25 protein-coding genes and 1 pseudogene are annotated in these 24,790 nt (G+C 44.6%); 11 read left to right on the top strand and 15 right to left on the bottom strand.

Annotated features, from left to right (window positions below; translation table 11 throughout):
- Both ADU22_RS14255 and ADU22_RS14250 read right to left on the bottom strand, forming a co-directional pair.
- Positions 1-1,176 carry a UxaA family hydrolase gene (locus ADU22_RS14255; RefSeq protein ID WP_053362755.1) on the bottom strand — a complete coding sequence of 392 codons (1,176 nt, stop codon included), beginning with the start codon at positions 1,174-1,176 and terminating at the stop codon, positions 1-3.
- The gene (locus ADU22_RS14250; RefSeq protein ID WP_053364584.1) at positions 1,160-1,444 is read right to left on the bottom strand and encodes a UxaA family hydrolase; all 285 of its coding nucleotides are present in this window, start codon (positions 1,442-1,444) and stop codon (positions 1,160-1,162) included. Before ADU22_RS14250 ends, ADU22_RS14255 begins: the two co-directional genes overlap by 17 nt.
- Positions 1,445-1,847: 403 nt before the next feature.
- Here ADU22_RS14250 and ADU22_RS14245 point away from each other — a divergent pair, with 403 nt between their 5' ends.
- Positions 1,848-2,552, top strand: a complete 705-nt coding sequence (locus ADU22_RS14245; protein ID WP_231687891.1) for a FadR/GntR family transcriptional regulator — start codon at positions 1,848-1,850, stop codon at positions 2,550-2,552.
- Positions 2,553-2,611: 59 nt separating this feature from the next.
- Here the strand turns inward: ADU22_RS14245 and ADU22_RS14240 are convergent, their stop codons facing one another.
- From ADU22_RS14240 to ADU22_RS14230, 3 genes and pseudogenes are all read right to left on the bottom strand, one after another.
- Entirely contained in the window at positions 2,612-3,496 is an 885-nt protein-coding gene (locus ADU22_RS14240; RefSeq protein ID WP_053362754.1) for a fumarylacetoacetate hydrolase family protein, read from the bottom strand.
- Between the two features lie 50 nt (positions 3,497-3,546).
- Positions 3,547-4,317, bottom strand: coding sequence for an SDR family NAD(P)-dependent oxidoreductase (locus ADU22_RS14235; RefSeq protein WP_053362753.1), 771 nt, complete (start codon positions 4,315-4,317; stop codon positions 3,547-3,549).
- Positions 4,318-4,453: 136 nt separating this feature from the next.
- Positions 4,454-4,717 (bottom strand): annotated as a pseudogene (locus ADU22_RS14230) (aldehyde dehydrogenase family protein); the annotation flags it as partial.
- A 242-nt stretch (positions 4,718-4,959) separates the two neighbouring features.
- On the opposite strand from ADU22_RS14230, the gene ADU22_RS14225 reads away from it, so the two are divergent.
- From ADU22_RS14225 to ADU22_RS14215, 4 genes are all read left to right on the top strand, one after another.
- The gene (locus ADU22_RS14225) at positions 4,960-5,298 is read left to right on the top strand and encodes a DsrE family protein (RefSeq protein WP_053362751.1); all 339 of its coding nucleotides are present in this window, start codon (positions 4,960-4,962) and stop codon (positions 5,296-5,298) included.
- A gap of 43 nt (positions 5,299-5,341) precedes the next feature.
- On the top strand, positions 5,342-6,565 hold the full coding sequence (yedE, locus tag ADU22_RS14220; protein ID WP_053362750.1) for a selenium metabolism membrane protein YedE/FdhT: 1,224 nt from the start codon (positions 5,342-5,344) through the stop codon (positions 6,563-6,565).
- A gap of 70 nt (positions 6,566-6,635) precedes the next feature.
- Positions 6,636-6,815 (top strand): sulfurtransferase TusA family protein, encoded by a 180-nt coding sequence (locus tag ADU22_RS24310; RefSeq protein ID WP_231687959.1) that lies wholly within the window; start codon positions 6,636-6,638, stop codon positions 6,813-6,815.
- A gap of 108 nt (positions 6,816-6,923) precedes the next feature.
- A complete protein-coding gene (locus ADU22_RS14215; RefSeq protein WP_053362749.1) occupies positions 6,924-7,289 on the top strand; it encodes a PH domain-containing protein in 366 nt (121 codons plus the stop codon).
- An 85-nt stretch (positions 7,290-7,374) separates the two neighbouring features.
- Here the strand turns inward: ADU22_RS14215 and ADU22_RS14210 are convergent, their stop codons facing one another.
- The 5 genes from ADU22_RS14210 to ADU22_RS14190 are packed head-to-tail and all read right to left on the bottom strand — an operon-like array spanning position 7,375 to position 12,295.
- Positions 7,375-7,974, bottom strand: coding sequence for a flavin reductase family protein (locus ADU22_RS14210; RefSeq protein ID WP_053362748.1), 600 nt, complete (start codon positions 7,972-7,974; stop codon positions 7,375-7,377).
- Between the two features lie 26 nt (positions 7,975-8,000).
- Positions 8,001-9,320 (bottom strand): MFS transporter, encoded by a 1,320-nt coding sequence (locus ADU22_RS14205; RefSeq protein ID WP_082252867.1) that lies wholly within the window; start codon positions 9,318-9,320, stop codon positions 8,001-8,003.
- 1 nt (position 9,321) lies between these two features.
- A complete protein-coding gene (locus tag ADU22_RS14200) occupies positions 9,322-10,827 on the bottom strand; it encodes a sodium:solute symporter family protein (protein WP_053362746.1) in 1,506 nt (501 codons plus the stop codon).
- Between the two features lie 12 nt (positions 10,828-10,839).
- Positions 10,840-11,079 (bottom strand): hypothetical protein, encoded by a 240-nt coding sequence (locus ADU22_RS14195; RefSeq protein ID WP_231687890.1) that lies wholly within the window; start codon positions 11,077-11,079, stop codon positions 10,840-10,842.
- 13 nt (positions 11,080-11,092) lie between these two features.
- Positions 11,093-12,295 carry a CaiB/BaiF CoA transferase family protein gene (locus ADU22_RS14190; RefSeq protein WP_053362744.1) on the bottom strand — a complete coding sequence of 401 codons (1,203 nt, stop codon included), beginning with the start codon at positions 12,293-12,295 and terminating at the stop codon, positions 11,093-11,095.
- A gap of 217 nt (positions 12,296-12,512) precedes the next feature.
- Here ADU22_RS14190 and ADU22_RS14185 point away from each other — a divergent pair, with 217 nt between their 5' ends.
- Both ADU22_RS14185 and ADU22_RS14180 read left to right on the top strand, forming a co-directional pair.
- Positions 12,513-13,184 carry a GntR family transcriptional regulator gene (locus tag ADU22_RS14185; RefSeq protein ID WP_053362743.1) on the top strand — a complete coding sequence of 224 codons (672 nt, stop codon included), beginning with the start codon at positions 12,513-12,515 and terminating at the stop codon, positions 13,182-13,184.
- Positions 13,181-14,065: a hydroxymethylglutaryl-CoA lyase gene (locus tag ADU22_RS14180; RefSeq protein WP_053362742.1), complete on the top strand. Its 885-nt coding sequence runs from the start codon at positions 13,181-13,183 to the stop codon at positions 14,063-14,065. Before ADU22_RS14185 ends, ADU22_RS14180 begins: the two co-directional genes overlap by 4 nt.
- Positions 14,066-14,377: 312 nt before the next feature.
- Here ADU22_RS14180 and ADU22_RS14175 read toward each other — a convergent pair whose 3' ends face one another.
- The 4 genes from ADU22_RS14175 to ADU22_RS14165 all read right to left on the bottom strand — a co-directional run bounded on the left by ADU22_RS14175 (position 14,378) and on the right by ADU22_RS14165 (position 17,354).
- Positions 14,378-15,337 (bottom strand): LCP family protein, encoded by a 960-nt coding sequence (locus ADU22_RS14175; RefSeq protein ID WP_053362741.1) that lies wholly within the window; start codon positions 15,335-15,337, stop codon positions 14,378-14,380.
- Between the two features lie 40 nt (positions 15,338-15,377).
- The gene (locus ADU22_RS14170; protein ID WP_082252866.1) at positions 15,378-16,007 is read right to left on the bottom strand and encodes a DUF1232 domain-containing protein; all 630 of its coding nucleotides are present in this window, start codon (positions 16,005-16,007) and stop codon (positions 15,378-15,380) included.
- A 187-nt stretch (positions 16,008-16,194) separates the two neighbouring features.
- A complete protein-coding gene (locus ADU22_RS23955) occupies positions 16,195-16,368 on the bottom strand; it encodes a twin-arginine translocase TatA/TatE family subunit (RefSeq protein ID WP_069187992.1) in 174 nt (57 codons plus the stop codon).
- Positions 16,369-16,517: 149 nt separating this feature from the next.
- Positions 16,518-17,354 (bottom strand): sulfurtransferase, encoded by an 837-nt coding sequence (locus ADU22_RS14165; protein WP_053362740.1) that lies wholly within the window; start codon positions 17,352-17,354, stop codon positions 16,518-16,520.
- Positions 17,355-17,605: 251 nt separating this feature from the next.
- Between ADU22_RS14165 and ADU22_RS14160 the strand changes: the two genes are divergently transcribed.
- From ADU22_RS14160 to ADU22_RS14150, 3 genes are all read left to right on the top strand, one after another.
- A complete protein-coding gene (locus ADU22_RS14160; RefSeq protein WP_053362739.1) occupies positions 17,606-18,901 on the top strand; it encodes a hypothetical protein in 1,296 nt (431 codons plus the stop codon).
- A 169-nt stretch (positions 18,902-19,070) separates the two neighbouring features.
- Positions 19,071-20,252: a M20 metallopeptidase family protein gene (locus ADU22_RS14155; RefSeq protein WP_053362738.1), complete on the top strand. Its 1,182-nt coding sequence runs from the start codon at positions 19,071-19,073 to the stop codon at positions 20,250-20,252.
- 24 nt (positions 20,253-20,276) lie between these two features.
- Positions 20,277-21,803, top strand: coding sequence for an AbgT family transporter (locus tag ADU22_RS14150; RefSeq protein ID WP_053362737.1), 1,527 nt, complete (start codon positions 20,277-20,279; stop codon positions 21,801-21,803).
- 96 nt (positions 21,804-21,899) lie between these two features.
- Here the strand turns inward: ADU22_RS14150 and ADU22_RS14145 are convergent, their stop codons facing one another.
- Entirely contained in the window at positions 21,900-23,822 is a 1,923-nt protein-coding gene (locus tag ADU22_RS14145; protein ID WP_053362736.1) for a right-handed parallel beta-helix repeat-containing protein, read from the bottom strand.
- Positions 23,823-23,956: 134 nt separating this feature from the next.
- Between ADU22_RS14145 and ADU22_RS14140 the strand changes: the two genes are divergently transcribed.
- On the top strand, positions 23,957-24,709 hold the full coding sequence (locus tag ADU22_RS14140; RefSeq protein WP_053362735.1) for an AraC family transcriptional regulator: 753 nt from the start codon (positions 23,957-23,959) through the stop codon (positions 24,707-24,709).
- Positions 24,710-24,790: the final 81 nt, after the last annotated feature.

The following is a 24,790-nucleotide window of genomic DNA, read 5'->3' as shown; positions in this document are numbered from 1 at the left end:
TTAAAACGTAGGCCCTATTCTCCAAATACCGAAATCATGCTGCTTAAGAATTTCTGCTTTTGTGAGTTTTCCTGAGCTGACCAACCCAATTTCATCAAAAATCCTTTGACCTACCTCCTGAACCGTTTCTTTTCCTTCGATAATCGTACCGGCATTAATGTCGATATTGTCGTGCATCCTTTCAAATATTCCAGTGTTCGTAGAAATTTTTATCACTGGCGCAATTGGTGAGCCTGTTGGGGTGCCTCTTCCGGTAGTGAATAATACCACCTGTGCTCCTCCAGCCACCATGCCGGTTAATTGCTCAATATCATGTCCAGGCGTATCCATCCACACTAGCCCCTTCTCAGTAGGCTCTTCTGCGTAATCAATGAGCTCCTTTAACGTGCTCTTCCCTGCTTTGTTTGCAGCACCCAGCGACTTCTCTTCAAGAGAGCTTAAGCCCCCCGCAATGTTTCCCGGGCTCGGATTCCCAGTTCTTATATCAACTCCCATCATAATGGAACGGTTCTCCATAGCTCCAATCACTTCGTAGACACGTTTTGCCACATGGTCATTTGCTGCCCGGTTGGCCAGAAGATGTTCGGCTCCAATTAACTCTGTCGTTTCAGCCAAAATGGATGTACCTCCATGCTCAACAACCATATCGCTCACAGCGCCTACTGCGGGATTGGCTGATAGACCAGAGCAAGCGTCCGAACCACCACATTCCGTTCCAATGATCAATTCCCTAAAATCACACCATTCCCTTATCTGGGACGATGCCTCCTGGACAAGCTTGGCAGCTGCTTTTGCTCCCTCTGCAATGGTGGTTAAGGTACCTCCATGATCCTGGATGGAAATCGTAACAACTGGCTTTCCGCTTTTGGCAATTTCTGCTGCCACACTTCTTGCCTGGTGGGTTTCACAGCCTAATCCCAGTACTACCACCCCATAAACATTTGGGTTCTTGCCCATCCCAACATAGGTTCTGAATGTTTGTTCATAATCAATTCCAACCTGGGCACAACCATGTTGATGAATGAATGTTACTGTTCCATGGACCAACTCCGTGATTCTTTGTGCAGTCTGAGTGGCGCATGTAATTGTCGGCAAAATGAGGACATGGTTACGCACCCCAACCTTGCCATCGCGTCTTCGATAACCTAAAAACTTTCCGCTATTTAGCTGAACCAATTTTATCCCCCCTTCCTCTTACTCCCTCAAGGTTGTGGACATGGACATGCTCACCTTCCGCGATATCGCTGCTTGCTTTCCCGATGACTTCTCCGTACTTGATAATCTCGTCCCCCTTTTTGATTGGCTGGACAGCGAATTTGTGTCCAAAAGAGATTTCTTGCTGCACAGTGATATCCTTGGAATGCTCTAAAGTAAACTGCACAGCCACTTTACTATTGGCAGGAATATTTTCCAATGCAACTGCAACACTGTCTGAAGGTTTCATAATAATAGTTCGAAACACTTTACCGTTCAAATTGCTTCATTCCCCTCGTATGTAACAAAGTTATCATTTTTTTATCACAATGATTAGATGGTGGTATGGTAATACCACAATAAGCAAAATTACATATCACTTCCTCTATTCTACTTTTTAATGATCTGTTAATCTTATTTTTAGTTAAGCGCTTTCAAGTTGTGTCTCTGGTAGTACCACAGTTAAAATGCTACCACATGATAATCGCTTTTTCAACAAATTTTCTAATATTTAAAAAAATTAAGGAATAAAAATTTCTGACAATTCTCTTACTAAACTAAAGGATTTATTTTTGAAATGAAATATCATTTCTCATCTGCACAATTAAGTGGTATTCTGGTAGTACCAAAATTATAATTTAGGAGGCGTCAATTTGGTACAAATTAATCCGATTAAAAGAGTAACGGTAACTGAACAGGTGATGGAGCAAATGGCTTCCTGGATAACTTCCAATGAATTAAAGCCAGGAGATAAACTGCCCAATGAAAGACAGCTGGCAGAAGAGTTTGGAGTTAACAGAGGTCGAATCCGTGAGTCGCTGCGCGCACTGGCTCTGATTGGACTTATCACGATTAAGCCTGGAGAAGGAAGCTTCGTAAGTGAAAGAGAATCCCCGATACCTGCCGAAACGATTTCATGGATGTATTTCAATGAAATCCATAATCTGGACGAAGTGTATGCCGCCAGAAAACTAATTGAATCAGAAGTTTACATGGAAGCTTCACAGTATATAGATGAGGAACAAATTCAAGTGTTGGAGGACATTCTAAACAGCCTTAAGTCTCTTTCTATAAAAGACAAAAATAACGAAAAATTCCAGGCGTTTCTGGATGAATTTGACCTTCACATGGGTTTTTGTAGTACCAACAAAATATATAGCAAACTGATGCAGACAATCGTTCACTTGCGTCATGAGTCCATGTTAAAAATATTAAATATCCCCGGGGCGTGGGAAAACAGCATAGAGTGCAGAACCATGATAATAAAAGCAATTAGGAATAAAGATATCAAAAGTGTAAAAGAAGCTATTGACCTGAATTTTGCAAGAGCAAAGCAATTCTATGGCAAAGTGAACTAGAATTAAAAAGGCTGTCCAATGGTGTCTGGCACTCTTGGACAGCCTCTTTTACTTGCTCCTTAAGATTCCTGCCTGAACGTATTTACAAGCTGGCCCAGCTTCTCAATCTCAATCGTTACCTGGTCTCCCTCCATTAAGTAGACTCTCTGATCCTCTGGATAACCAAAAACAACCCCTGCTGGAGTACCGGTTAAGATGATATCTCCTGGGCTTAATGTCATATGCTTGGAAATATAGCTCACTATTTCATCGCAATAAAAAATCATGTCTGATGTGTTGGAATCCTGGCGAACCTCCCCGTTTACAGTCGCTTTAATAGCTAACTGATTGGGATTTCCTACTTCATCGCTTGTCACTAAATATGGTCCAATAGGGCTGAAGCCATCCAGGCTTTTGCCCAGAAGCCATTGATGTGTGCGGAATTGCAGGTCGCGGGAAGACAAATCGTTTGCATTGCAATATCCAAATACATGCTCCAACGCCTTTTCACGAGATACATTTTTGGTTTCCTTACCAATTACGATAACCAGCTCCGCCTCATAATCATTCTCTTTGGAGTTAGAGGGAAGAGTAATCACATCCTTATGTCCAGAAATACTGTTATTGAACTTATTGAAAAGAATTGGATATTCAGGGATTGGCATATTGGATTCTTCTGCATGTTTCCGATAGTTAAGCCCTACACAAATAATTTTTCCAGGGTTCGGTACCGCAGGACCATATTGGATATCTTCTTCAGTGACAAACAGGCTGTCCTGACTATCAACCGCATTCTTTACCAACAAGTCAAAATCCTTCAGGAAATCAAGCCTTATTAATTCGTCCATCGTTTTTGGCACATCTATATTAAAGATGGCAGCGGCTTTTTCCACATCTAAAATGCCATTGTCCATTTTTACACCAAGCTTTAGTTCCCCGTCCTTCTTAAAAGTCAAGAATTTCATCACTAACTCCTCCTAACACTCTTTAGTTATCACAGATTATAAATAGCAAATTAACTTGATTTTCCGTTGACCACTCCCCCATCAATCATGAAAGGGGACCCCATCATAAATTTTGACTCATCACTTGCGAGATATAGTGCCGCATTAGCTACATCGAGGGGGCTGCCTAAATCTCCGCTAAGCTGCCGGCCCTTAATTTTTGCAATGGCAGCCTCTGGGTCTGGATCCCTTGATAGGTAATCCTCTACAAAAGGGGTATATATGGTTCCAGGCATCAAGGCATTGACTCTTATGTTGAATGGTGCGTAATCCACCTGCATCGACTTTGTCAAAGATAGAATGGCCCCCTTGCTTGCTGCATAAGAAGCCCTGTTCCCCAGACCTATTTCTGCAATACAGGATGACATGTTAATAATTGAACCACTTTTTGTTTTCATCATCAAAGGAACAATTGCCTTTGACACTAAAAAGACCCCATTGACGTTTACATCCATTACTTTGCGCCATGTGTCAAGTGATGTCTCATGCAGCTGGCCTATCCCGCTGATTCCTGCATTATTAAACAGAATATCAATCGTCTTATACCGTCTCTCAATTTCGTCTGCCATTTTATTGACACTGCATTCATCTGTAACATCAAGCTTAAGATAGATTGCACTTCCAGAATTCTCGGAGATCTGATTTGCTGTTTCGATTCCTGATTTTTCATTTACATCAGCACAAATCACATGAGCTCCTTCTTTGGCAAACAATAAAGCAGATTCCCTGCCAATCCCCGATCCTGCACCTGTAATAAGAGCTACTTTGTTCTTAAGTCTCATAATTTCCCCTCATTTGCTTTTAGGTACTGTGGTACTACCACTTCCAATCTACCATTCTATTTGGAAAATTTCAATAATTAATTGCAGACTGGAAAATAAAAAACTGCCCCCGTTTGGAGAGCAATTTTTTAATGAGTTAGGTCCCTTTCACAAAAACAGTTTTAATGGATGTATAAAACTCAATGGCCGCTTGTCCCTGCTCTCTTGAGTGGGAGCTGGATTGCTTCATTTCTCCAAAAGGAGCCTGGAGCTCAACACCAGCACTTTCTGCATTTACCCTTACCAGGCGTGCCTCCATATCTTCAATAAAGTAAAGCTTTTTCTGAATTTTGTTGGTGAAAGTCCAAGCACTTAATCCAAATTTAACATCATTGGCAATTTCAATAGCCTCTTCCAGGGAACTGAAATCCTTCCTCTCATAATATATTCCCAAGAATGGTACATAGCAGTGTAAGTATTGCAAGACTCCCACTTTTACTAGGACAACATCCCGCATTTTCCTTCCATGTGTAAGAAACTTTTGAAAAACGAAACTGCTATCGATAAAAACTGAACTTGATGCCCTGATCCATCCAAAATCCCGATAGGTCCCCCCACCTACATTTGCTAAAATGGGGTTATGATTTCAGGGAGGGTGAAAATTTGAAGAATAAAGTGATATTACTTGCATCTGACCAGCTTGGGAAGGGAGAAAGAGAATTAGGCGAAGGGATTCTGGAAACCTTTTTCACAATCCTTAAGCAAAAAGAGGAGCTGCCCGAGGCAGTTTTTTGTATGAACAGCGGAGTTTTCACCTTGACAGAACGCTCGCTTGTTTCTCTCCACCTAAAAGAACTTGAATCCAAAGGGGTCGACGTGTTGGCATGCAAAACCTGCGTTGACTTCTATGAAGTTCAGGAGCAGCTGACAGCTGGAAAAATCAGTTCCATGGCGGACTTTATTGAGCTGGCTGCAAAATATGAAGTTTTAACACTATCTTGATGCTTGGCCTTGAAATGCAAACGAAAGGAGATGGACCTCAAAGGTGAAGCTTTACAACAAAATATTCAATCAATATTGGAATCCCTATGTTGCTTTAGGGCTCGCTGGCCTGGTGAGCGCCTTGTATTTTAGCCTGACGGCAACCGTTTGGGCCGTTACCGGAGAGTTTACAAGATTGGGTGGACATATCCTGCAGTTGGCTGGAGTAGATGTGTCGCAATGGGATTACTTCCAGCTCGTAGGATTGGAAGGTACGCCCCTAAGCCGGACAGATGGCTGGATCGTGATTGGGATGCTGGCCGGGGCCTTGATCACCATCTTGTTAAGCAACAGCTTTAAGATTCGGTTCCCGAGACAAAGGCGGCGCCTTGTCCAGGGATTTTCCGGCGGGATCATTGCCGGTTTCGGCGCCCGCCTTGCCCTTGGCTGCAACCTGGCGGCGTTTTTTACTGGGGTGCCGCAATTCTCTTTCCATGCGTGGATTTTCATGGTCACGACTGCTATTGGCACCTACCTGGGCGTCAAGGTAGTGAACACGAAATGGTGGCGGGGAAAGCCCAATCTGCGAAAAAGCACTGGAAAAGCAGTGAAAAGATCCGCGGCCAAGAATACCAGGATTCAGCCGGTTTTAGGCTGGATGTTTGCCTGTACGTATATAGGAATTATCATTTATTTATTCGCAACAGGTAAAAACCTTCTGGCGATTGGAGCGATTGCCGGTGCGCTTTTCGGAATCCTGATTGAACGCGGCCAAATCTGTTTTACTTCTGCTTTCCGTGATATGTGGATCAGCGGGCGTGCCATCATGTCGAAAGCCATCGCTGTCGGAATGATCATCAGTGTCGTCCTTACCTTTATTTATATCCAAACAGGTGCTGTCCAGATTATTAAAGTCGCCGCTCCAAGTACAGTCATTGGCGGTCTTTTATTTGGATTTGGAATCGTTCTAGCAGGAGGGTGCGAGACGGGCATGATGTACCGGGCCATGGAAGGCCAAGTGCTCTTCTGGGTTGTGGGAGCAGGCAATATCGTCGGCGCGACCCTTTTGGCCTACGGCTGGGACCATCTCGGAATTTTCAATGCACTTGCAGAAGGATGGCCGAAAGTGAACCTGATTGAAACGTGGGGAGCAACCGGTGCCCTGATCGGGACATTGGCCATGCTTGCACTATGGTTCCTTCTCTCCAGCTGGTGGGAAAAACACTTCCGCTACGGGAAAGGAATTAAAATAGAAGAATCAAGACCATTGGCAGCAAAGGAGGTATAATGCATTGAACCAAGAACTTGATATTGACTACACATTGGACATTCGCGGGGAGCCTTGACCGTATCCCGTCATTTATGCGCTGGATGCGCTAAAAGAGATGAAAATCGGAGAAGTGCTGGAAGTGATTGCCGATTGCCCGCAATCGTTCCGGAACGTTCCTGAAGAAGCGGTCAGGCATGGCTATGAGCTTGCCGCAGAACCGCACAAGGATGGACAGGACCTATATTTTTATATAAAAGTCGTGGAATAAAACTAGCAGATTTTTTGCTAGTTTTTTTCTTTTAAACAAAAGAGGAGTTTTCCCCTTATACAAAGAACTGAGTACAAAGGAAATCAAAATGACAGGAGGCTGCTATTAATGTCTGCACAAGCAATTTTAGCATGGACGTTTATTTCCGAATGCCCTATTCCCGACGATGTGAAGGATTTGCTCGTTGATGGAGAAGAGGCGATCGCTGCGTATAAAACAATAAGGGACAGTGCGATTTTTACGACAAAAAGATTAATTGTCAGGGACGCTCAGGGGCTGACTGGTAAAAAAGTTGAAATCTATTCACTGCCGTATTCATCCATCAATATGTGGTCCACCGAAAATGCCGGCAGCTTCTTTGATGTCAATTCAGAAGTAGAGTTATGGACGAAAGCCGGCCATATAAAAGTGAATTTGAAAAAAGGCGTGGACATCCGCAAATTCGACAGGTTGATTGCCAACGCGATTTTATGAGCCAATGACTCAAAAGTAAAATGCTTCCCATGAACAAGCAGGCTTGAACAGCCTGTTTTCTCCATGGGAAGCATTTTTTCTTTAATCACCGGTTTGGCAATTGGAACAGCCCCTTCATTTCACTAAAACTTCCGGCCAGCCTTCCGAGCGGGTCCAGCTTTTCAAGATTGACTTTATAGTTTCCAAGATAATACTCGTCTTGGATATGGTAATGCACCATTTGTCCAATGATTAAGTGGTCAGAACCAAGCGGAATGATTTGTTCAAGCTTGCATTCCATTTGGATGGGGGCTTCCTTGACGCGTTTTGGACTGACGATGGCACTCTCTATCGGAGTCAAACAAGCAGCTTCAAACTCATTCACATCCGCCGGCAGGTTTTCCGAGCTTTTCATCATGGGATTCCCTAGCCCCGAATTGACAACATTAATGACGAACTCTTTTTGGGAGCGTATATTCACCAGGGTATCCTTCTCTGTTCCCTCTCTTTCCCCAACTCCCGGGCCCACTGATATGCAAAGCATGGGCGGATTGCGGGAAGCGACAGTAAAAAAGCTGTAAGGCGCGAGATTAAGAACCCCGGATTCTGAAATAGTCGAAACCCATGCGATCGGCCTTGGCACAACCGAACCGCTAAGCAGTTTATACACTTCTTTTTCTCCAAGCTGTGCAGGATTAAATTCCATGCTTAATCCTCTCCCCTCTATAATTCCTATTCAGGTGAATTTTCCTTTTTACTAATCAAGGCTAAATAAGCAAGCATAACAAAGACCACAGCCATCAATATGGCAATGAAAATCCAGCCAAAGGTAAAGCTGCCTGTTTTATCAACCATAAAACCGAATATGGGCGGAACCAGTATAACGCCGATGGAACCAAACATAATACTGACCCCGCTTGATATTCCTGCCTGTTCCGGCGGGACGATCTCACTGGCCAGGTTCATCCAGATGCCATTGAAGCCGGCGACGGAAAAGCCAAAAATAATCATAATGGGCACTAATGTCCAGAAGGTTGCACTTGGAATCAAAGCAACCGTTAAGCTTGATACCGCCGTCAGCACCGTAATGATGAGTAAAATCACAATTCGGTTACCATTAAACAGGAAATCGCTGATCATCCCCCAGGCAATCCGCCCCAACGTGCCACTCACTTCCGAAATGACGAAAAGGATTCCCGACAAAACGAGCGTAATTCCAAACCTCTCATATGCAAAAAGAACAAGATACGTATTCAAACACATTTGCGAGCCGTTTAATCCAGTAGCACTCAAGCTGACAAGCATGAGTGATTTATTTCGCAGCATCCCAAACATGGACTTATAAAAAGCAACAAGCCCGCCAGAGTCTGCGGATGTCTTCATCTTTGTCCGATCTTGGTATAAAATCGAAGCAATACAGCCGCTGATAAGCAATAGGACGCACGCACCAAATACGACGGGACGCCAGCCATACCCAGCCCCTAATGGCAGTAAAATCAGGCCGGCAAGCGCTGAGCCAGCTGTTACTCCCGTTTGCTTAATTCCCATTGCCGTTCCTCGCTGTTTTAACGAAAACCAATCAATGATCCCCTTGTTCGTGATCGGATGCATCGAGCCATAGCCGACACCGCCAAGGACGACAAGAAGAAGGACAGCCCAAAATTGGTTCAGAAAAGTCATCATTAAAAAACCGATTCCGAGGAAAAAAGCAGCAGCCATTAATAATCTTCTAGATCCAAACTTGTCGGTTAAAAACCCGGCCGGAACGGAAGCAAATGCCTGCCCCAAAAAAAGGGCGGCCGGCAGCATTCCGATTTGCGATTTCGTCAAGCTCAGGTCTTCACCAATCAGGACTCCAAGAGGTCCTATGCTGCGGCCAACAAAGGCGACCAGGAGCTGAGCCAATAATAGGAACAAAAGCATCCGCCACGGCTCAGAAATGAATGCCGCCTTATTTTTCACCATTGAATCTGCCATACTTTTTCTCCTCTTCCGCCAACAGCTAACCCTCAGCAAGGAATCACCAAGCTGAGGGAAGTTAGTTACTTTCACCTTATAAATTGACTACATTCATATCTTCTTCCAGAACAGGATCCTTCTTTGCAGAAGCGGAGGTTAGATAGGAGCCAACGATACAGACGATAAAGTTCAGCGACAATCCGATGATTCCGCCATGGATGCCATAAACCGTTTTGTTTCCGGTAAAGGTAAGGACTCCTGCAACAATGGCACCTATGACCATTCCCCAGAAAACAGCCTTGCCATTTAAACGCTTCCAATACAGGCCTAAAACGAAGGCAGGAAAGACTTGGACAAGCAATTCAAATTTAAGGACGAAGATCTCGTAAAGCGTTCCTGGAGGATTCCAGGCAATCCAAAGCAGACCGAAGATGGCAATAATGCCAACGATTTTCCCGACCATCACTTTTCGATGTTCGCTCGCCTTAGGGTTGATGAACTTCCCATAAACATCATTAGAAATCAGGGATGAGAAACTTAATAAAACAGAATCCGCAGTTGAAACGATGGCTGCGACAATCCCGCCAAAGAAAATAATCATGATCCAATAGAAGAAGCTATTGATTGTAGCAATTTCATTTGCCATCAAACCAACAAGCTGTTCCGAGTCTCCCCCTTCCAACCCTGGGAACAGTTTAATTCCTATAATCCCGACCAGAAAAACAAGTCCAGTCGTAAGAAGCGGCATCCACGCCATCCGTGCAAAAGATTTCTTCAATGTTTTTTCGCTTCGTGCAGCATAGATTCTTTGGACGGCATGAGGATAAATACTGGCACCCAGGCCAACCAGAATAAGCATACTAAACCAGTTGATATTGACCTCGGCTGCTGGCACCGCGAGCTTGGCTGGCTCCGTTTCGGCGATAAATTGGGTAATCGAACCAAAGCTTCCGCCCGCCAGGTAAATTCCGCCGGCCACAAAGGCAAAAACCCCAATCAAAAGGACAATTCCCTGCATGACATCCGTGAAGGCAACAGCCTTCATGCCGCCCATCCACTCGTAAGCCAGCATGACGAACACAAAAACCAAAACCGCTACCTGATACGGAATTGTTCCCCCGGTCATTCCCGAAACGGCCTGGCCAATGGCCACCAATTGTTCAAGCAGGTAGTTCCCTAGGCCCCACAGCATAAGAAAAATGGCCAGGAGAGTTACCCCTTTCGAGCTAAAACGATGATCCAGCCAATCCGTCGGCGTCACAAAGTTCCGCTTTTTCGCAATGACATACAATCGAGGAGCAAACAGCAGGTAGACCCCAATGATGATGGTCATAAAGGAAATGGACTGCAGCCATGAAAAACCAGTGCGATAGGCTGTCGGTGCATAGCCCACAATGGTATTCCCGCTATATTGTGTGGCAAATAGCGTAAAGAACAGGGCAATGATCCCCAGATTTTTTCCGGCTAAGTAATAGCCTGATAAACTTTCATGAATATTTTTTTCACCACGGCCAGACAAATAGCCGATGAGAAGCATAATGATCGCAAAAGCTGACAAAATGACAATTCCGTCTATTCCCGCAAAAGCCAGTTCTCCCATGGGTCATCCCCCCTATTTGTTCGCTTCTTCTTCGTCTTCAACCAAGTTCCATTGCGTCAGGCAAATCCAGCTTAAGTACGCACTTAAAATCACTGAAAAAATTAAAATGATAAATCCCCACAAAGGGAAACCAAAAATATAAGGCTCAACCATGGAGTCTGAAAAATACCAAGGAACATTTCCTAATAAAATAATGACAAGGCCGATCCAAATCCACTTTTTCTGAATCGGTTCTTTCACGTTGTTATTCATCATAATCGCCTCCTTAAATAATCTTCTTTTCCGCTAATTCTTTCATTTTTTCCTGGCCATACCCCAGCAGACCATGATAAATCTCTTCATTATGCTTGCCCATGGCCTCTGGCCCGGCATGCTTTACTTCCCCTGGAGTTCTGCTTAATTTCGGAACGATCCCCGGCATCGGGAAATCACCCAATTGCGGATGCTCAACATGAAGAATCATCTCCCGCGCCTGATAATGCGGGTCCTCAACAATATCCTTCGCCGTATAAATCAATCCGGAAGGAACCCCTTTTTCCTCCAGGATGGCTAAGGCTTCTTTCGCCGGCAAGGTCTTGGTCCACTCTTCAATCATTGAATCAAGCAATTTCATGTTTTCTCCCCTCGCATGATGAGTCGAAAAGCGCGGGTCGTCGGCTAGTTCAGGCTGTTCCATCGCTTCACACAGCCTGCGAAACACTCCATCCGCATTGGCACCAATCACGATATACGTTTTGTCTTTTGTAAAATAAATATTGGATGGTGCAACGCCAGGAAGGATATTTCCCATCCGCTCCCGGATATAGCCTGCCAATAAGTAATCCGGGATGATGCTCTCCATCACCGAGAATACCGATTCATAGAGCGCTGTATCAACCACTTGGCCCCTTCCGGATTGCTCCCGTTCATGTATGGCGACGAGGCAGCCTATCGTTGCGAACAATGCCGCTAATGTATCCCCGATCGAAACGCCGATCCTCGAAGGCGGCCGGTCTTCGAAACCGGTTACATTTCTTAGCCCCCCCATTGCTTCGCCAACACTTCCAAATCCTGCCCGGCTTTTATAAGGCCCTGTCTGCCCAAAACCCGATGTCCGGACCATGACCAATTTCGGATTGATCTCCGAAAGAATCTCATAAGATAGATTCCATTTTTCCATTGTGCCTGGCCGGAAATTCTCAATAAGAATATCGGCTTCTTTCACTAAATCTCTTAAAATCGCCTGTCCTTCTTCCCCGCGCAGGTTCAGGGTAATCGACTTTTTGTTTCTTGACTGAATCGGCCACCAAAGACCTACTCCATCCTTTGATTTTCCCCAATCACGCATAGGATCGGATTTTCCGGGCGGCTCGACCTTGATCACTTCCGCCCCAAAGTCCCCTAGCAATCTGCCGGTAAAAGGCCCGGCCAATAACGTTCCCAATTCCAGTACCCGCAAATCTTGTAATGGCAGTCTCGTTTCAGACATGTTGGTCCCCCCCAGGTTGTGTGTCATTTTTGAATTTTCTGATTATGTATACAAATTTATTAGTTTGTATACAATAAGTCAACAGTATTTTATAAATTTTTAGATAATTAGTTAATATCGCCTATAAAGAGGTTGTTCCAACTTCTTTTTTACCAGTTTTCAGAATATTCGTTGATAAATAAATAGTGTTTGTATACAATAACCTTGAGGTGTTGGAATGGATGCATACAAATTTATAAAAGATGCCATTATCCTTGGAAAGTATGTACCTGGTATGAGACTGGGGGAAGAGACTTTAGCCAAGGAATTGAATTTAAGCAGGACACCGGTCAGAGAAGCAATTAAACAATTGGAGGCAGAAGGACTTGTTGTTCCTCTAAAACGCGGTGTAGGTGTCAGAAGCTTTACGAAAGAGGATATCAAGGAGATTTACGACTTAAGAAGCCTGCTGGAGAGCTATGCCGCCAGCCAAGCGGCCATGCACCGAAATGAAGCCGATCTGCTTGAGCTGAAAACCGCCAATGAACTATATGAAAAAGCGATCCACGACCATCTTCAATCCGATATGGCGAGCATCCGCAAAATTGTCAAAGTGAATCAACGGTTTCACGAAGCGATTGTGTCAGCCGCAAAAAACAAGCATTTGCACTTTCATATTTCGAAGGTGGTGGTCGTTCCGATTGTATTCCGCTCTTTTTATTGGTACTCCGATTTCCACCTTCAGCAATCCCTTGAAGTTCATAAAATCATTTATAAGGCGATTGAAAACAAAGAAGCTGAACGAGCCCGGATTGCCATGCATGAGCATATTTTCCAAGGACGCGACAATGTATTAAAACATTTGGATGATATTAAAATCAGCCACTTTTTCAGGGGGGAACCAGGATGATTGAAATTTGTGAAGTAGGTCCACGCGACGGATTGCAAAATGAGAAGAAAATTATTTCCACCGAAGTAAAGGCAGAATTGATCACCAAACTCATAGATGCCGGCATCACCAACATTGAGGCCGTTTCGTTTGTCAACCCAAAGGTTGTTCCGCAAATGGCCGATGCGGAAGAGCTGTTGAAAGTTCTTCCAAAGCGTGCGGACGTCCGTTACGGCGGCCTTGTGCTAAGCCGCTCCGGTCTTGAGCGTGCACTGAAGACTCATGTGGACTTTCTCCATGTGGTCACCACAACAAGTGATAGTTTTAACTTAAGAAATGCAAAAAGGACCGTCGACCAAGCGGTCACGGAACTATTGAAAGTTATCAAGGAGGGCGCAGAGTCCGGCAAGGGGGTCGCGGGTGTGCTCGGCACCGCATTCGGCTGCCCATTTGAAGGAGAGGTTCCGTTAGACAAGGTGCTAAATGTCGCGGAGAAATTTATGGAAGCCGGCTGTACCGAAATTACGCTGGCGGATACGACCGGCATGGCGAACCCCATTCAGGTCCAAACCGTAGTTGCTGCCTTTTACGAGCACTTTGGCAAAGACCTATCACTAGGCCTCCATTTCCATAATACACGCGGTCTTGGCCTCACCAATATCCTTGCCGGCTATCAAGCAGGTGTCCGGCGGTTTGATTCCTCGATCGGCGGACTGGGCGGCTGCCCGTTTGCCCCTAAAGCCGTTGGCAACGCCTGCACCGAAGACATGGTCAATATGTTCCATTCAATGGGCGAAAAAACGGGTACTGACCTGAACAAGCTTGTGGAAGCGGCCCAATGGCTTGAAGGAAAGATGGAGCGTCCATTGGACGGAATGCTGATGAAGGCAGGAATTGCTTAGGCTTTGTGTGATCTATTTTAAAGGGGTGGAGCCTGCGGACAGTGTTTTAATTGGTCCGCAGGCTATTTTTGTGTTTGGGGTTAAGGCGGTGCCGGGATTCGGACTCGGTATAGTTTTTCTTCGCCCGGGTTGTCCGAATAGGACCGGGATTCGGACTTGGGATCGCTCTTCTCGGCCCAAGCTGTCCGAATCACACCGGCTTTCGGACTCGGGCACGCTCTTCTCGGCCAAGGCTGTCCGAATCACACCGGGTTCCTGACTAAACCTCAGCAAAAAGCTGACTCCCTGCTTCAGGGCAAAATTCTGGTCCTCCTACTGGCTGTTACCTTGGCTGCTGAAGCTAACCTGGGGCTCTTCCTCCAAAAAGGCTTCGATCGCCTGTTTATTTGCCTCGAAATCAATATCCAGTGCCAGCCCTACTCCTTCGTATCTTGCATCTGTATAAGAATTCTCAATGGGGACGGTCATCGTTTCAACTGTTTCAGGACGCTGCAGGACAACGCTAGTCAAAACATTGAGAAGTTCTCCCCCCTCGAGATTGGTCTGGATATAAGGCTGGGCCGTTCCAATCATCTTAGGAAGCATCGCAACGCCTTTAGCGCTGAGAAGTTCATCCTTCAGGGCATTGATGACCTGCTGCTGGCGCCGGACCCGTCCGAAATCGGATTCTGCATCCTTGCGGAAGCGGGCATACCCTAATAATTCCTTCCCGTTCAATTTTTGCAGACCAGGTTCAAGGGAAACGCCGATATTGGCCGACATCTTTTTCTCTACATCGATTTCAATGCCGGCAGGTGCAAGGGCATCGACCATTTTTTCAAAACCTGTAAAGTCAATCAGGGCATAGTATTCAATATCCAGGTCAAAATCCTGTTTCAAGGTTTCTCGCAGCAATTCCGGGCCGCCAAGATAGAAGGCGGTGTTTAGTTTGTAGTTCTTATAACCGGGAATTTCGGTGTAGATATCCCTCATGATGGAGATGACCTTGGCTTTTCCTTCTTTTGGGTTATATTGTGCAACCATGATGGAGTCGGCACGTGACCTTCCCTCATCCGGCCGGGCATCGACACCCATCAGCAGCACATTTATCTTATCGAGACTTTTCTCCCCATTGAACTCATATTCAGGATGCTGCTCTGCAGGCCCCGCCATTCTCAATCCATCTTTGTACTGATAAAATAAATACCCGAATGCCGCCAAAGGTGCCAGGAGAAATACAGCTGCAATTTTAAAGATTCCGCTTTTCCTTTTATAGCGCTTTTGTCTGCTCATTGTGGTTCCAATCCTTTTTTATTGGCTTTAATTGGCCAAGTCATTTTTTTAGTGAGAGTCCATTCCTGACCCAATTGATCACCAGCGCGTCGTCAAGATACCCGACGGCGAAAAGATAGTCGGGGATACAGTCGACAGACGCAATAAAGTAAAGGAGGGCCCCACCCATCAGGGCGAGCTCCGCCTTCGTTCCTCTTTTCCGGGAAACCCCGTCATACATCTCTTTTAAATGGTGAATAAAGGGTCCAACGCTTCCCACTTTTTCCACCTTCTCCTCAAACTTGCTCTGAATGGTTTCGAATCCTTCTTCAGTTTGCGAGAATTGCTCGTATTTTTTTAGCTCCTGTTTCACATCTTCCAACCGAAACTTTTTATCTACTAAATTGGCGGTTTCAAGAATTTCTTGGAAATCACCAAATGATTCTTTCAGTTCCGGCTGCTGTTGATCAACACGATACCCGGCAGCCTCGTACATTTTGGAAATCGGAACGGCAAGATGCTCCGAAAACCGCTCCAAATGCTCAGGGGTCGCTTTCCGCTTCCCATTGACGATTTTTGAGATAATCGCAGTATCGATGCCCGTCATCTGGCTGAATTTTCTCATCGTTAAGGCATGGTCTTTCAGCAGGGACTTAATCAGTTGCCCAATTTCATTGCTTTTTTCTGACATACTTATTTTCCTTTCCGACTGATTCAACTCTAATCACTATACAATTTTCGTTGACAAGTTGTCAAAATTGAAACAAAATTTGAGATGTAAGCAGGGGTGTTGTATCCTTATTCACCCCAAAAAACCCCATTAACTGATGTTAAGGGGTTTTTATATAAAGTTAGTTTCCATTGGGACTTATATAATCTTACTTCTCTTTTTTATCCCCAAAATCCTCCGTGATTTCTTTGGTTGCTTTTTTAAATTCCTGCAATGACTTTCCAAATGCCCTGCCGATTTCCGGCAGCTTGTTAGGACCGAAAATGATAAGCGCTACCGTCAGGATTAGTATTAAGCCAGGTACACCTATATTCGATAACATTTAAATCCTCTCCTTTGATTTTAAAAATAGTAAAATCAGATGGAGGGATTTCTTATCTAAATTCCAATGCGAAGCAAGGGCTTTAAGTAGGTATATAAATCTCAACCATCAGTACAAATATAAATTTCCGTTGACGTTTTGTCAACAATTTATTCCCCTTTATCAACCGGATTATCAGCATAAGAAACCCAATCACTATAACTTCCGGCATACAGCTTAACATTTTGGTAACCTGCCATTTTTAATGCGATATAGTTTGGAGCGGCGGTTACACCTGAGCCACAGTAAACAATAATAGGCCGCTCCTGATCCAGATCTGCGAATCTTCTTTTCTGTTCATTGCTATCTTTAAAGGAACCTTGATCCATGCTATCTCCCCAAAAACGATGGATGGCGCCCGGTATATGCCCCGGTATCCGGTCAATCGGTTCAATTTCTCCCAAAAAGCGGGCCCTGTCCCTTGAATCAATTAAAATAGGAGACGTTTTCTTGTTCATTACAACTTCTTTTACCTCTTCATAGGAAGCAAGCATGTCTTTTTGAAGTTTCACTTCGAATGTAGCTGACTCTGATTCGGGTACTTCCTGGGTGGTTGGATATCCAGATTCCACCCAGCCTTTAATCCCTTCATTCAACACATAAACGTTTTCATGCCCAAGATAGCGAAGCAGCCACCAAAATCGGGAGGCAAACTGCCCTTCCCCTCCGTCATAAGCGACAACAGTTCTGGAATGGTCTATTCCTGCTTTTTCAAGCTCGCCCTTGAACGCATCGATATCCGGCAGCGGATGCCTGCCTCCGTGTTCCGAAACAGGAGAAGACAATTGTTTTTCCAGATCAAAAAAAACGGCACCCGGAATATGGCTTTCATGATAGAGAGTTTTTCCTTGCTCCGGATTTCCCAGCTCAAACCGGCAGTCTATAATTTTTATCTCCTTGTTTTCCAATCGTTCAAATAGCCAACTCTTTTCTACAGTAAAATTCACTGTAACCACTCCMCTCAACGTTTATTTAAGAACAATATTAATTTTCTTTGCGATACTTAGCAATCCATATATTCATAGATTCATTTTAAATCGCCTATTATTCTAATATGCAATGATTCTCATCTGCTGTTATCCAGTATAATGATATAGGAACAGGGAATGGACAAGGTGCCTGTCATGCACTACCATTAGAATTAAAACATTATCTTAGAAATCAAAGGGTCCGTCCCCATCAATTGGAGGTGAAACTTTTGTATCATATTGGAGTAGTTGGTCCCGAGGCTTCCGTAGCCCGGATTTTGGATGTTGCCAAAGATTTCGAAAAGGAAATGACCTTTCACCCTTTTACATATAAACAGGCAATTGAAACGAAGGAAATTGTGTTGACACATCAAAAAGAGGTAGATGCCTGGCTTTTTTCGGGGCCCATTCCTTTTGTGATTGCCAAAGGTGTCCTTGGCGATGAGGATTCCTTGTATGGCGTTCTATTCCTGGAAACAGGAATCTATCGCTCATTGGTTAATTTGCTTCTGCAAAAGGACGCTGCTTTTAAACAGATTAGCATGGATTTTCCTCAAGAAGTCGATATCCTGGATGATACGCTCAAGCAATTGGATTTCCCGGTTGAAAACCTGCTTGTCAGGACATTCCCCGCTGATGCCGATGAACAGGATATTTACAATTACCATTATCAGCTTTGGGAAAAGGGAGAAAGTGATGGAGCGCTGACCAGTTATCCTGGCGTGAAGGAAAGGCTTGAGAAAAAGGGAATTGCCGTTTCGTGGATTTCGACAACCAGGCTGGAAATGAAACAGACCTTACTGGCACTGTCGGAAAAGGCCAAGGCACAATACTATAAAGATACACAGGTTGCCGTTTGTTTTATCGAAATTGGAAATCTTGAAATTGACCAGGAAGAGCTGTTATATGATAGCCAATTGAAACAGCTGAAAACGGAAGAAACGGTGCTCCGCGTCAGCAGGAAGCTGAACGGATCCTTCCACAAGACTGGAAATGGGGATTATATGATTTTCAGTTCACGCGGTGAGGTCACTCACCATAAGGAGCTTCTTCAGGATACCGTTCAAAAAATAAGTGATGAATGGAAACATTCTGTTGCGGTAGGAGTTGGGTTTGGCGACTCMGTTCTAAGGGCTGAATTTCATGCGAGGATGGCCGTTCAGCGTTCAAGAACATCGCAGCAGGACATTTTAGTGTTTTTGGATGAGCAGGGTGAAGTCGAGGAATATCATAATCAGCACACCATTATATCCTATCTAAGCGAAAGTGATGAACCCGAGCTGGTCGAAAGACTTGCACAGCATCAGCTGAGCGTGCAAATGTACAATAAAATCCGCAGCCATGTCGAACACAAGAATTGGAACACTTTTACAAGCAAAGATCTTGCCATCGAGTTGGGGATGAGCTTCAGGAACGCCCAGCGGATTCTCCTTGGCCTCCGTAAGACTGGTCTTATACAGGAAGTGGGCGAAACAAAAAGCAGTGACAAAGGAAGACCCATGAAACTATACAGTTTTCACATTTGAAACAGTCTGATTCAGACTGTTTTTTTGTTTGAATAAAACAAAATCTCACATATCGATGTAAACAAACCTGACATGCATTTTAAAATTTTTATTGAAAGATGTCGATAAATTCTATATACTTTGTTTAACGCAATTGCGTTATTTATACGTTTTATAAGGAGTGTATTTCGTGAACTTCAGCAGAATTCAACAACAAATCGAGGAAGTGTACAAGGACGTTATCGAGTGGCGCCGTTACCTGCACCAGAACCCTGAGCTGTCGTTTGAAGAAGTCCAAACAGCCCAGTATGTATATGATCTCCTGGAAAGCTTTGGCGGGTTTGAGCTGTCAAGGCCAACCAAAACAAGTGTGCTGGCAAGGCTGAAAGGCACCAGGCCAGGTAAAGTGATTGCTCTCCGCGCGGATATGGATGCCCTTCCGGTTCAGGAAGAAACCGGCCTCCCCTTTGCTTCTGCCAAAAAAGGGGTCATGCATGCATGCGGCCATGATGCCCATACTTCCATGCTATTGGGAGCGGCAAAAATTTTAAAAGATTGCAAAGAGGAGTTAAGCGGGGAAATCATCTTCATTTTCCAGCACGCTGAAGAACTTCCTCCAGGCGGCGCAAAGGAAATGGTTGCTGCGGGAGTTTTGGACGGTGTGGATGAGGTAGTTGGAATTCATTTAATGTCTACGATCCCCTTTGGAACGATAGGAGTCAGGCATGGAGCGATTACATCTGCCAGCGATGTTTTCGAAATTACAGTCAAAGGCAAAGGCGGACATGCCTCCACTCCTGAATTGACAGTAGACCCTCTCGCGACAGGAGCTCAAATTGTCACCGGTTTGAATCACATTGTTTCCCGCTCCGTCGCCCCATTGGATGCTGCTGTGGTTTCGGTTACCAAGTTTCATGGCGGAGGAACAGCCTTGAATGTGATACCGGACACGGTCGAAATCGGCGGTTCCGTCCGCACCCTGGATAACGGCGTCCGCGAACTGATTAAAACCAGGATCACCGAAATAGCAGAAGGAATTGCTAAAGCCAACGGCGCGGAAGCACTAGTCGAGTATATGTATGGCTACAATCCAGTCATCAATGAAAAGGAAGTGACAGACAAAGTTGCTTCTGTGATTGAAGAACATTTCCCGGAACGCAAATTAGATTGGATAGACCCCATGCTGGGCGGAGAAGATTTTTCTGCGTTTAGTGATGAAAAGCCAGGATGCTATATCATGATTGGGTCCGGGAACTCAGAGAAGGGAATCACCTATCCTCATCATCATCCAAAATTCGATTTGGATGAAGCAGCCATGAAGGATGGCCTGAAGTTTCATGTTGTAACGGCTTTATCACTTACCAAAGGTTAATATGTTTCGAATAGGAGGGAAATTATGGACCATAACACTGTGAAGGAAAAAAAGTCTTTTTTTGAACGTATGCTGGATTCGATTGAAAAAGCAGGAAATAAACTGCCTGATCCTATTGTGCTGTTTTTTGTTTTGTCCGGAATCGTATTACTAGCTTCTTTTATTGCAGGGATCTTCAATCTTTCAGCTGTCCATCCAGGGACGGGAGAAACGATCGTGGCCAAGAACCTGTTGGATGGTGAAGGAATCGTCTACTTCCTTACCAATATGATCACCAATTTCAGTGGGTTTCCACCGCTTGGAATGGTGTTGGTCATGATGATCGGGGTAGGACTTGCAGAACAAAGCGGCTTCTTTTCAAGCTTGCTGAAACGGGCTGTTGTCTCCACACCTAAAAAAATCATCATTCCTAGTATTATTTTAATTGCCATTATTGCAAATGCTGCTGGGGATGCCGGGCCAATCGTTTTGCCTCCATTAGCCGCAGTTGTCCTGATGTCTTTTGGCTTTCATCCGCTTGTGGGCTTAGTAGTGGCCTACGCTTCAACCCTGGGGGCATTTGCTGCTAACTTGATAATCGGGATGTCAGACACGCTAGCTGCTGGTTTCACCGAAATTGGCGCGCAAACTCTTAATCCTGATTATCTAGCCAATCCTGCCATGAACTATTATTTTATGGCCGTATCTGCCATTATTCTATTATTCGTGTCCCTTTGGGTGACGCATAAATTCACCATTCCCCGCTTTGGAACCTATACGGGAGAAATTCAGGCTATGGAAGAGATGTCTCCTTTGGAAAAACGGGGTCTTAAATGGGCCGGTTTGGCTGCACTATTTTTTGTGATCGCCATCTTGGCCATGATCATACCGGAAAAAGGAATCCTCCGTAATCCGGAAACAGGTTCAATTATTCAGGATTCCCCCTTTATGACAGGAATCGTTCCAATTTTAACGCTTCTTTTCTTTGTACCAGGCCTATTTTATGGATTTGGTGCTAAAACCATTCAGAGCTCAAGAGATTTCGGGGACATGCTAGGAAAATCAATGAGCACAATGGGACCTTATATTGTACTCGTGTTTGCGGCGGCTCAAATGCTTGCATTCTTTTCAACCAGTAATCTTGGACCGATTATTGCCATCAAGGGCGCCGATTTCCTGAATGAAGTTGGATTTACCGGGATTCCTTTATTTTTGGGCTTCATCATTTTTTCGGCCCTTCTCAACTTATTAATCGGAAGTGCATCGGCGAAGTGGGCAATTTTAGCGCCCATTTTCATTCCCATGTTCATGCTGCTGGACTACCACCCTGCTTTTACACAGGCGCTGTACCGTGTGGGAGATTCCATTACGAATCCAATTACACCAATGCTTCCATACCTTGTCCTGCTCTTGTCATTTGCGAAAAAGTATGATAAAAACATCGGATTGGGAACATTGATTTCCGCTTTATTCCCTTATTCCATCTTCTTCGGTATTTTCTGGCTCATCCTGGTTACCATCTGGTACCTGCTAGGGATTCCAGTCGGACCAGAAGGACCGATTTACTTATAATTTCTACAATATAAAAAAGTTTAGGTTTAACTAGGAAAATCTAGTTGGACCTAAACCTTTTTATATTTTACTAGTTTTCTAGCTTATTGATTACCCTTAGCCCCAAACCTTCACATGGTTCTTCCCTTTTTGCAGCTGGGCGATTGGGCCCAATACACTTGTTTCTTCCCGTTGATTTCCTAATAGGTCGGTATCGACTCTTACTTCGCTTCCATCCGGATTTTCAAATTCTGCGTCGACGATCCGTACCCTCTCCAGAGTGGCTGTCGATTGAACTTCCCCAAGCAGCTGACCGAATTCCTCCGGCAGCTCTACGGAAAGGTATACTTCCTCCCCTTCTTCGATTATCTGGAGCGCCGGGTTGAAGCTGTTCATGACAAGGTTTTCCTGTTCCCTTTCGAAAGGTTCCGCTCCATTGAAATAGGCGTTATGGTTAATGTAAACTGGCTGCTCGACCTTATTGAAGGATTGGTGATCGCCATCTTCCTGGTGGACAGTCTCAATATATTCCTCGAGCGACGTTGTGTAGCCATTGAAATGCGAGGTTCCCACGCCTTCCAGGCCTTCGTCCCCTATAAAAATATTATTGTAAAAGCGGTCGTCTCCCCCGTAGGTAACAGCAAAACCGGCTACTTCCGTGCTGTGCGGCACATGATATGGCGTGGCACGGTCAAGCATTTTACGTTGAACCATTTTTCCGCGGAACAGGTTGTTTACATAGGCCCCCCCCTGCGCATGGTTGTCAAGGGCATAATCGGCAGTGAAGATATTGTTGTCAACAAGGTACGGACCACTGCTGACTTCCACAAACAAATCGCGATTATTTCGATAGAACAGATTCCGGCTTACCCTTGTGCCCTGTGTCTGCCAGTCAAGCCAGGTTCCCAAAGAGCAGTCGTGAATGCGATTGTCATGGATTTGCACATCGATGGCAGCATGCAGCTTGATCCCGGCGATTTCATGGCCGTAAAACTCACGCTTTAAAGCAATATTGTAGATGTGGTTATTGTAGATTTCGCTGAACACACAGCCAAGATGGCCGACAATTCCATTTTGCCCGCAATCATAGATGGTGTTGTTGCGGATGATATGGGAGCCGATTTTTTCCTTGCTCCAGCCTGCCTGGCTGGCAAGGAAGACGGATTCCAGCTGGTATTGATAGCCTGGTTTATCTTTCCGTATCGTCCGGTAGTTATGGCCTGTTGAAGCTTCTTTCCCGATGGAGATGGCACTGCATTTCGCATCGTGGATGATATTATCTTCAATAATCCAGCCTTTGGCCCAGTTTGGCCCGATCAATCCAGGCTGGTCGGCTGTAGGCGGTGTCCATGGAGTTGCAGCTTGGGCCATTTCAAAGCCCTTCACGGTAATATAGTTGATGCCTGTTACCTCTGGATAAAAACAGGATCTGCGCACATTGATTTCGACTAATTCTTCATTAGGATTCGCATCGTGGAAATTAGCATAAATCGTTGTCGTTTTGTCATCCACTTCGGCAAACCACACATATTGGGTCTGGTCCGTGTTATGGACCGGAACAGTCTTTTGTGTCCAGTGGTCCACTACTTCCTTCCGGATTTGCGGATTTTTTACTTGCTCGAAGGTTTCTCCTTCATAAAAGGACATCCCGTTTAAATAGACATCCCCGAGATGCCTGCCTGGGTTGTACACCACCCAGTCCCCGTAAATTTCTTCTATGTATGGATTGTAGTCTCCGAAGAACTCGTTTGGCAGGACAACCTTCCAAACACTACCCTCTACCGGCTGCCATTCCTGGATACGCTCGGAGCCTTTAATGACTACCTTTTCTCCTTCAGCAGCCTGGTAGGTGATCCTTCTGTATTCGCTTAAACCTGAATTTTTTGGTTTTACCCATTCCCGATATTCACCTTCGTGAACCACTATGGAATCTCCTGCTGCAGCAACAGAAGCGGCTTTGTTGATCGTTAAAAATGGATCCTGTTCAGTGCCCTTGTTCAAATCTGAACCGCTTTTAGCCACATGATACTGAATAGCCATATTATGTCCTCCTTCAAGATAGTTACAAAAACCTATCTTTATTATAGAAAGAAGAATTACATGGTTTCTATTCATGGTATAGTATAGTTTAGGACAAAATTCGTGTTTATGTTTTCCTGTAAGGGGGAGTACGTGTGGTTTTCTTTGAGCAGCACGGCATGGAGGAAAAAGAATCGTTCCAATTTTCTACCTTGAAAAATTTCACCTTTCCGCTCCATTTTCACCGGGCTTACGAACTCATCATCGTGAATGAAGGGTTTTTGCAGGTAAGTATTGACCAAAAAGATTATATGCTTACGAAGAATGATGCTGCTTTTGTTTTCAGCAATCAAATGCATGATTTTAAAACGGCGGATACGTCAGAGATTACAATCATCCTCTTTTCGCCTGAGTTAATTGGGGACTTCTTTATGAATTACAAAGGGTATATTCCGGAAAATAACGTTTTCCATTTAACACATCTGCCAGACTTGGAAACGCTGCGTTCAATTTATCGCCAGAAGAGCTTCCTCTATAAGATTTGCAGTCTTTTAGTGGAAAATACGACGTTCAAGCAGATTGAGCATTCAACAAAGACAAAAGTGCTGCATAAAATTCTTCTTTATGTGGACCAAAAATATACCGAAGAATGTACTTTGAAACAGGTAGCAAAAGAACTGCAGTATGATTATGCTTATTTGTCCAAGCTGTTTGTCCAAATGACAAACATGACCTTTACCGACTACCTGAACCATTATCGGATTTTCCAGGCATGCTATCTGTTAAAAAACAGCCAGCAAAGCATTAGTGAGATTGCGGTAAACTGCGGGTACAATAATTTACGCTCATTCAATCGGAATTTCAGGAATATCATGGGTGATTCTCCGAAAGGGTATAGACAGAGGTAGGATGGGCTGGGACGGTTCCCGGTCATGCATCTAAATAAGTTTAATAAAGAAGGGATGGGGCTTGGTTGAGGAGCCAGCGGT

The organism is Bacillus sp. FJAT-27251 (assembly GCF_001273925.1).
In the GTDB taxonomy this organism is placed as follows: Bacteria; Bacillota; Bacilli; order Bacillales; family Cytobacillaceae; genus Mesobacillus_B.
Note: the sequence above shows the minus strand (reverse complement) of the source record. Positions and strands in the feature narration are given on the sequence as shown.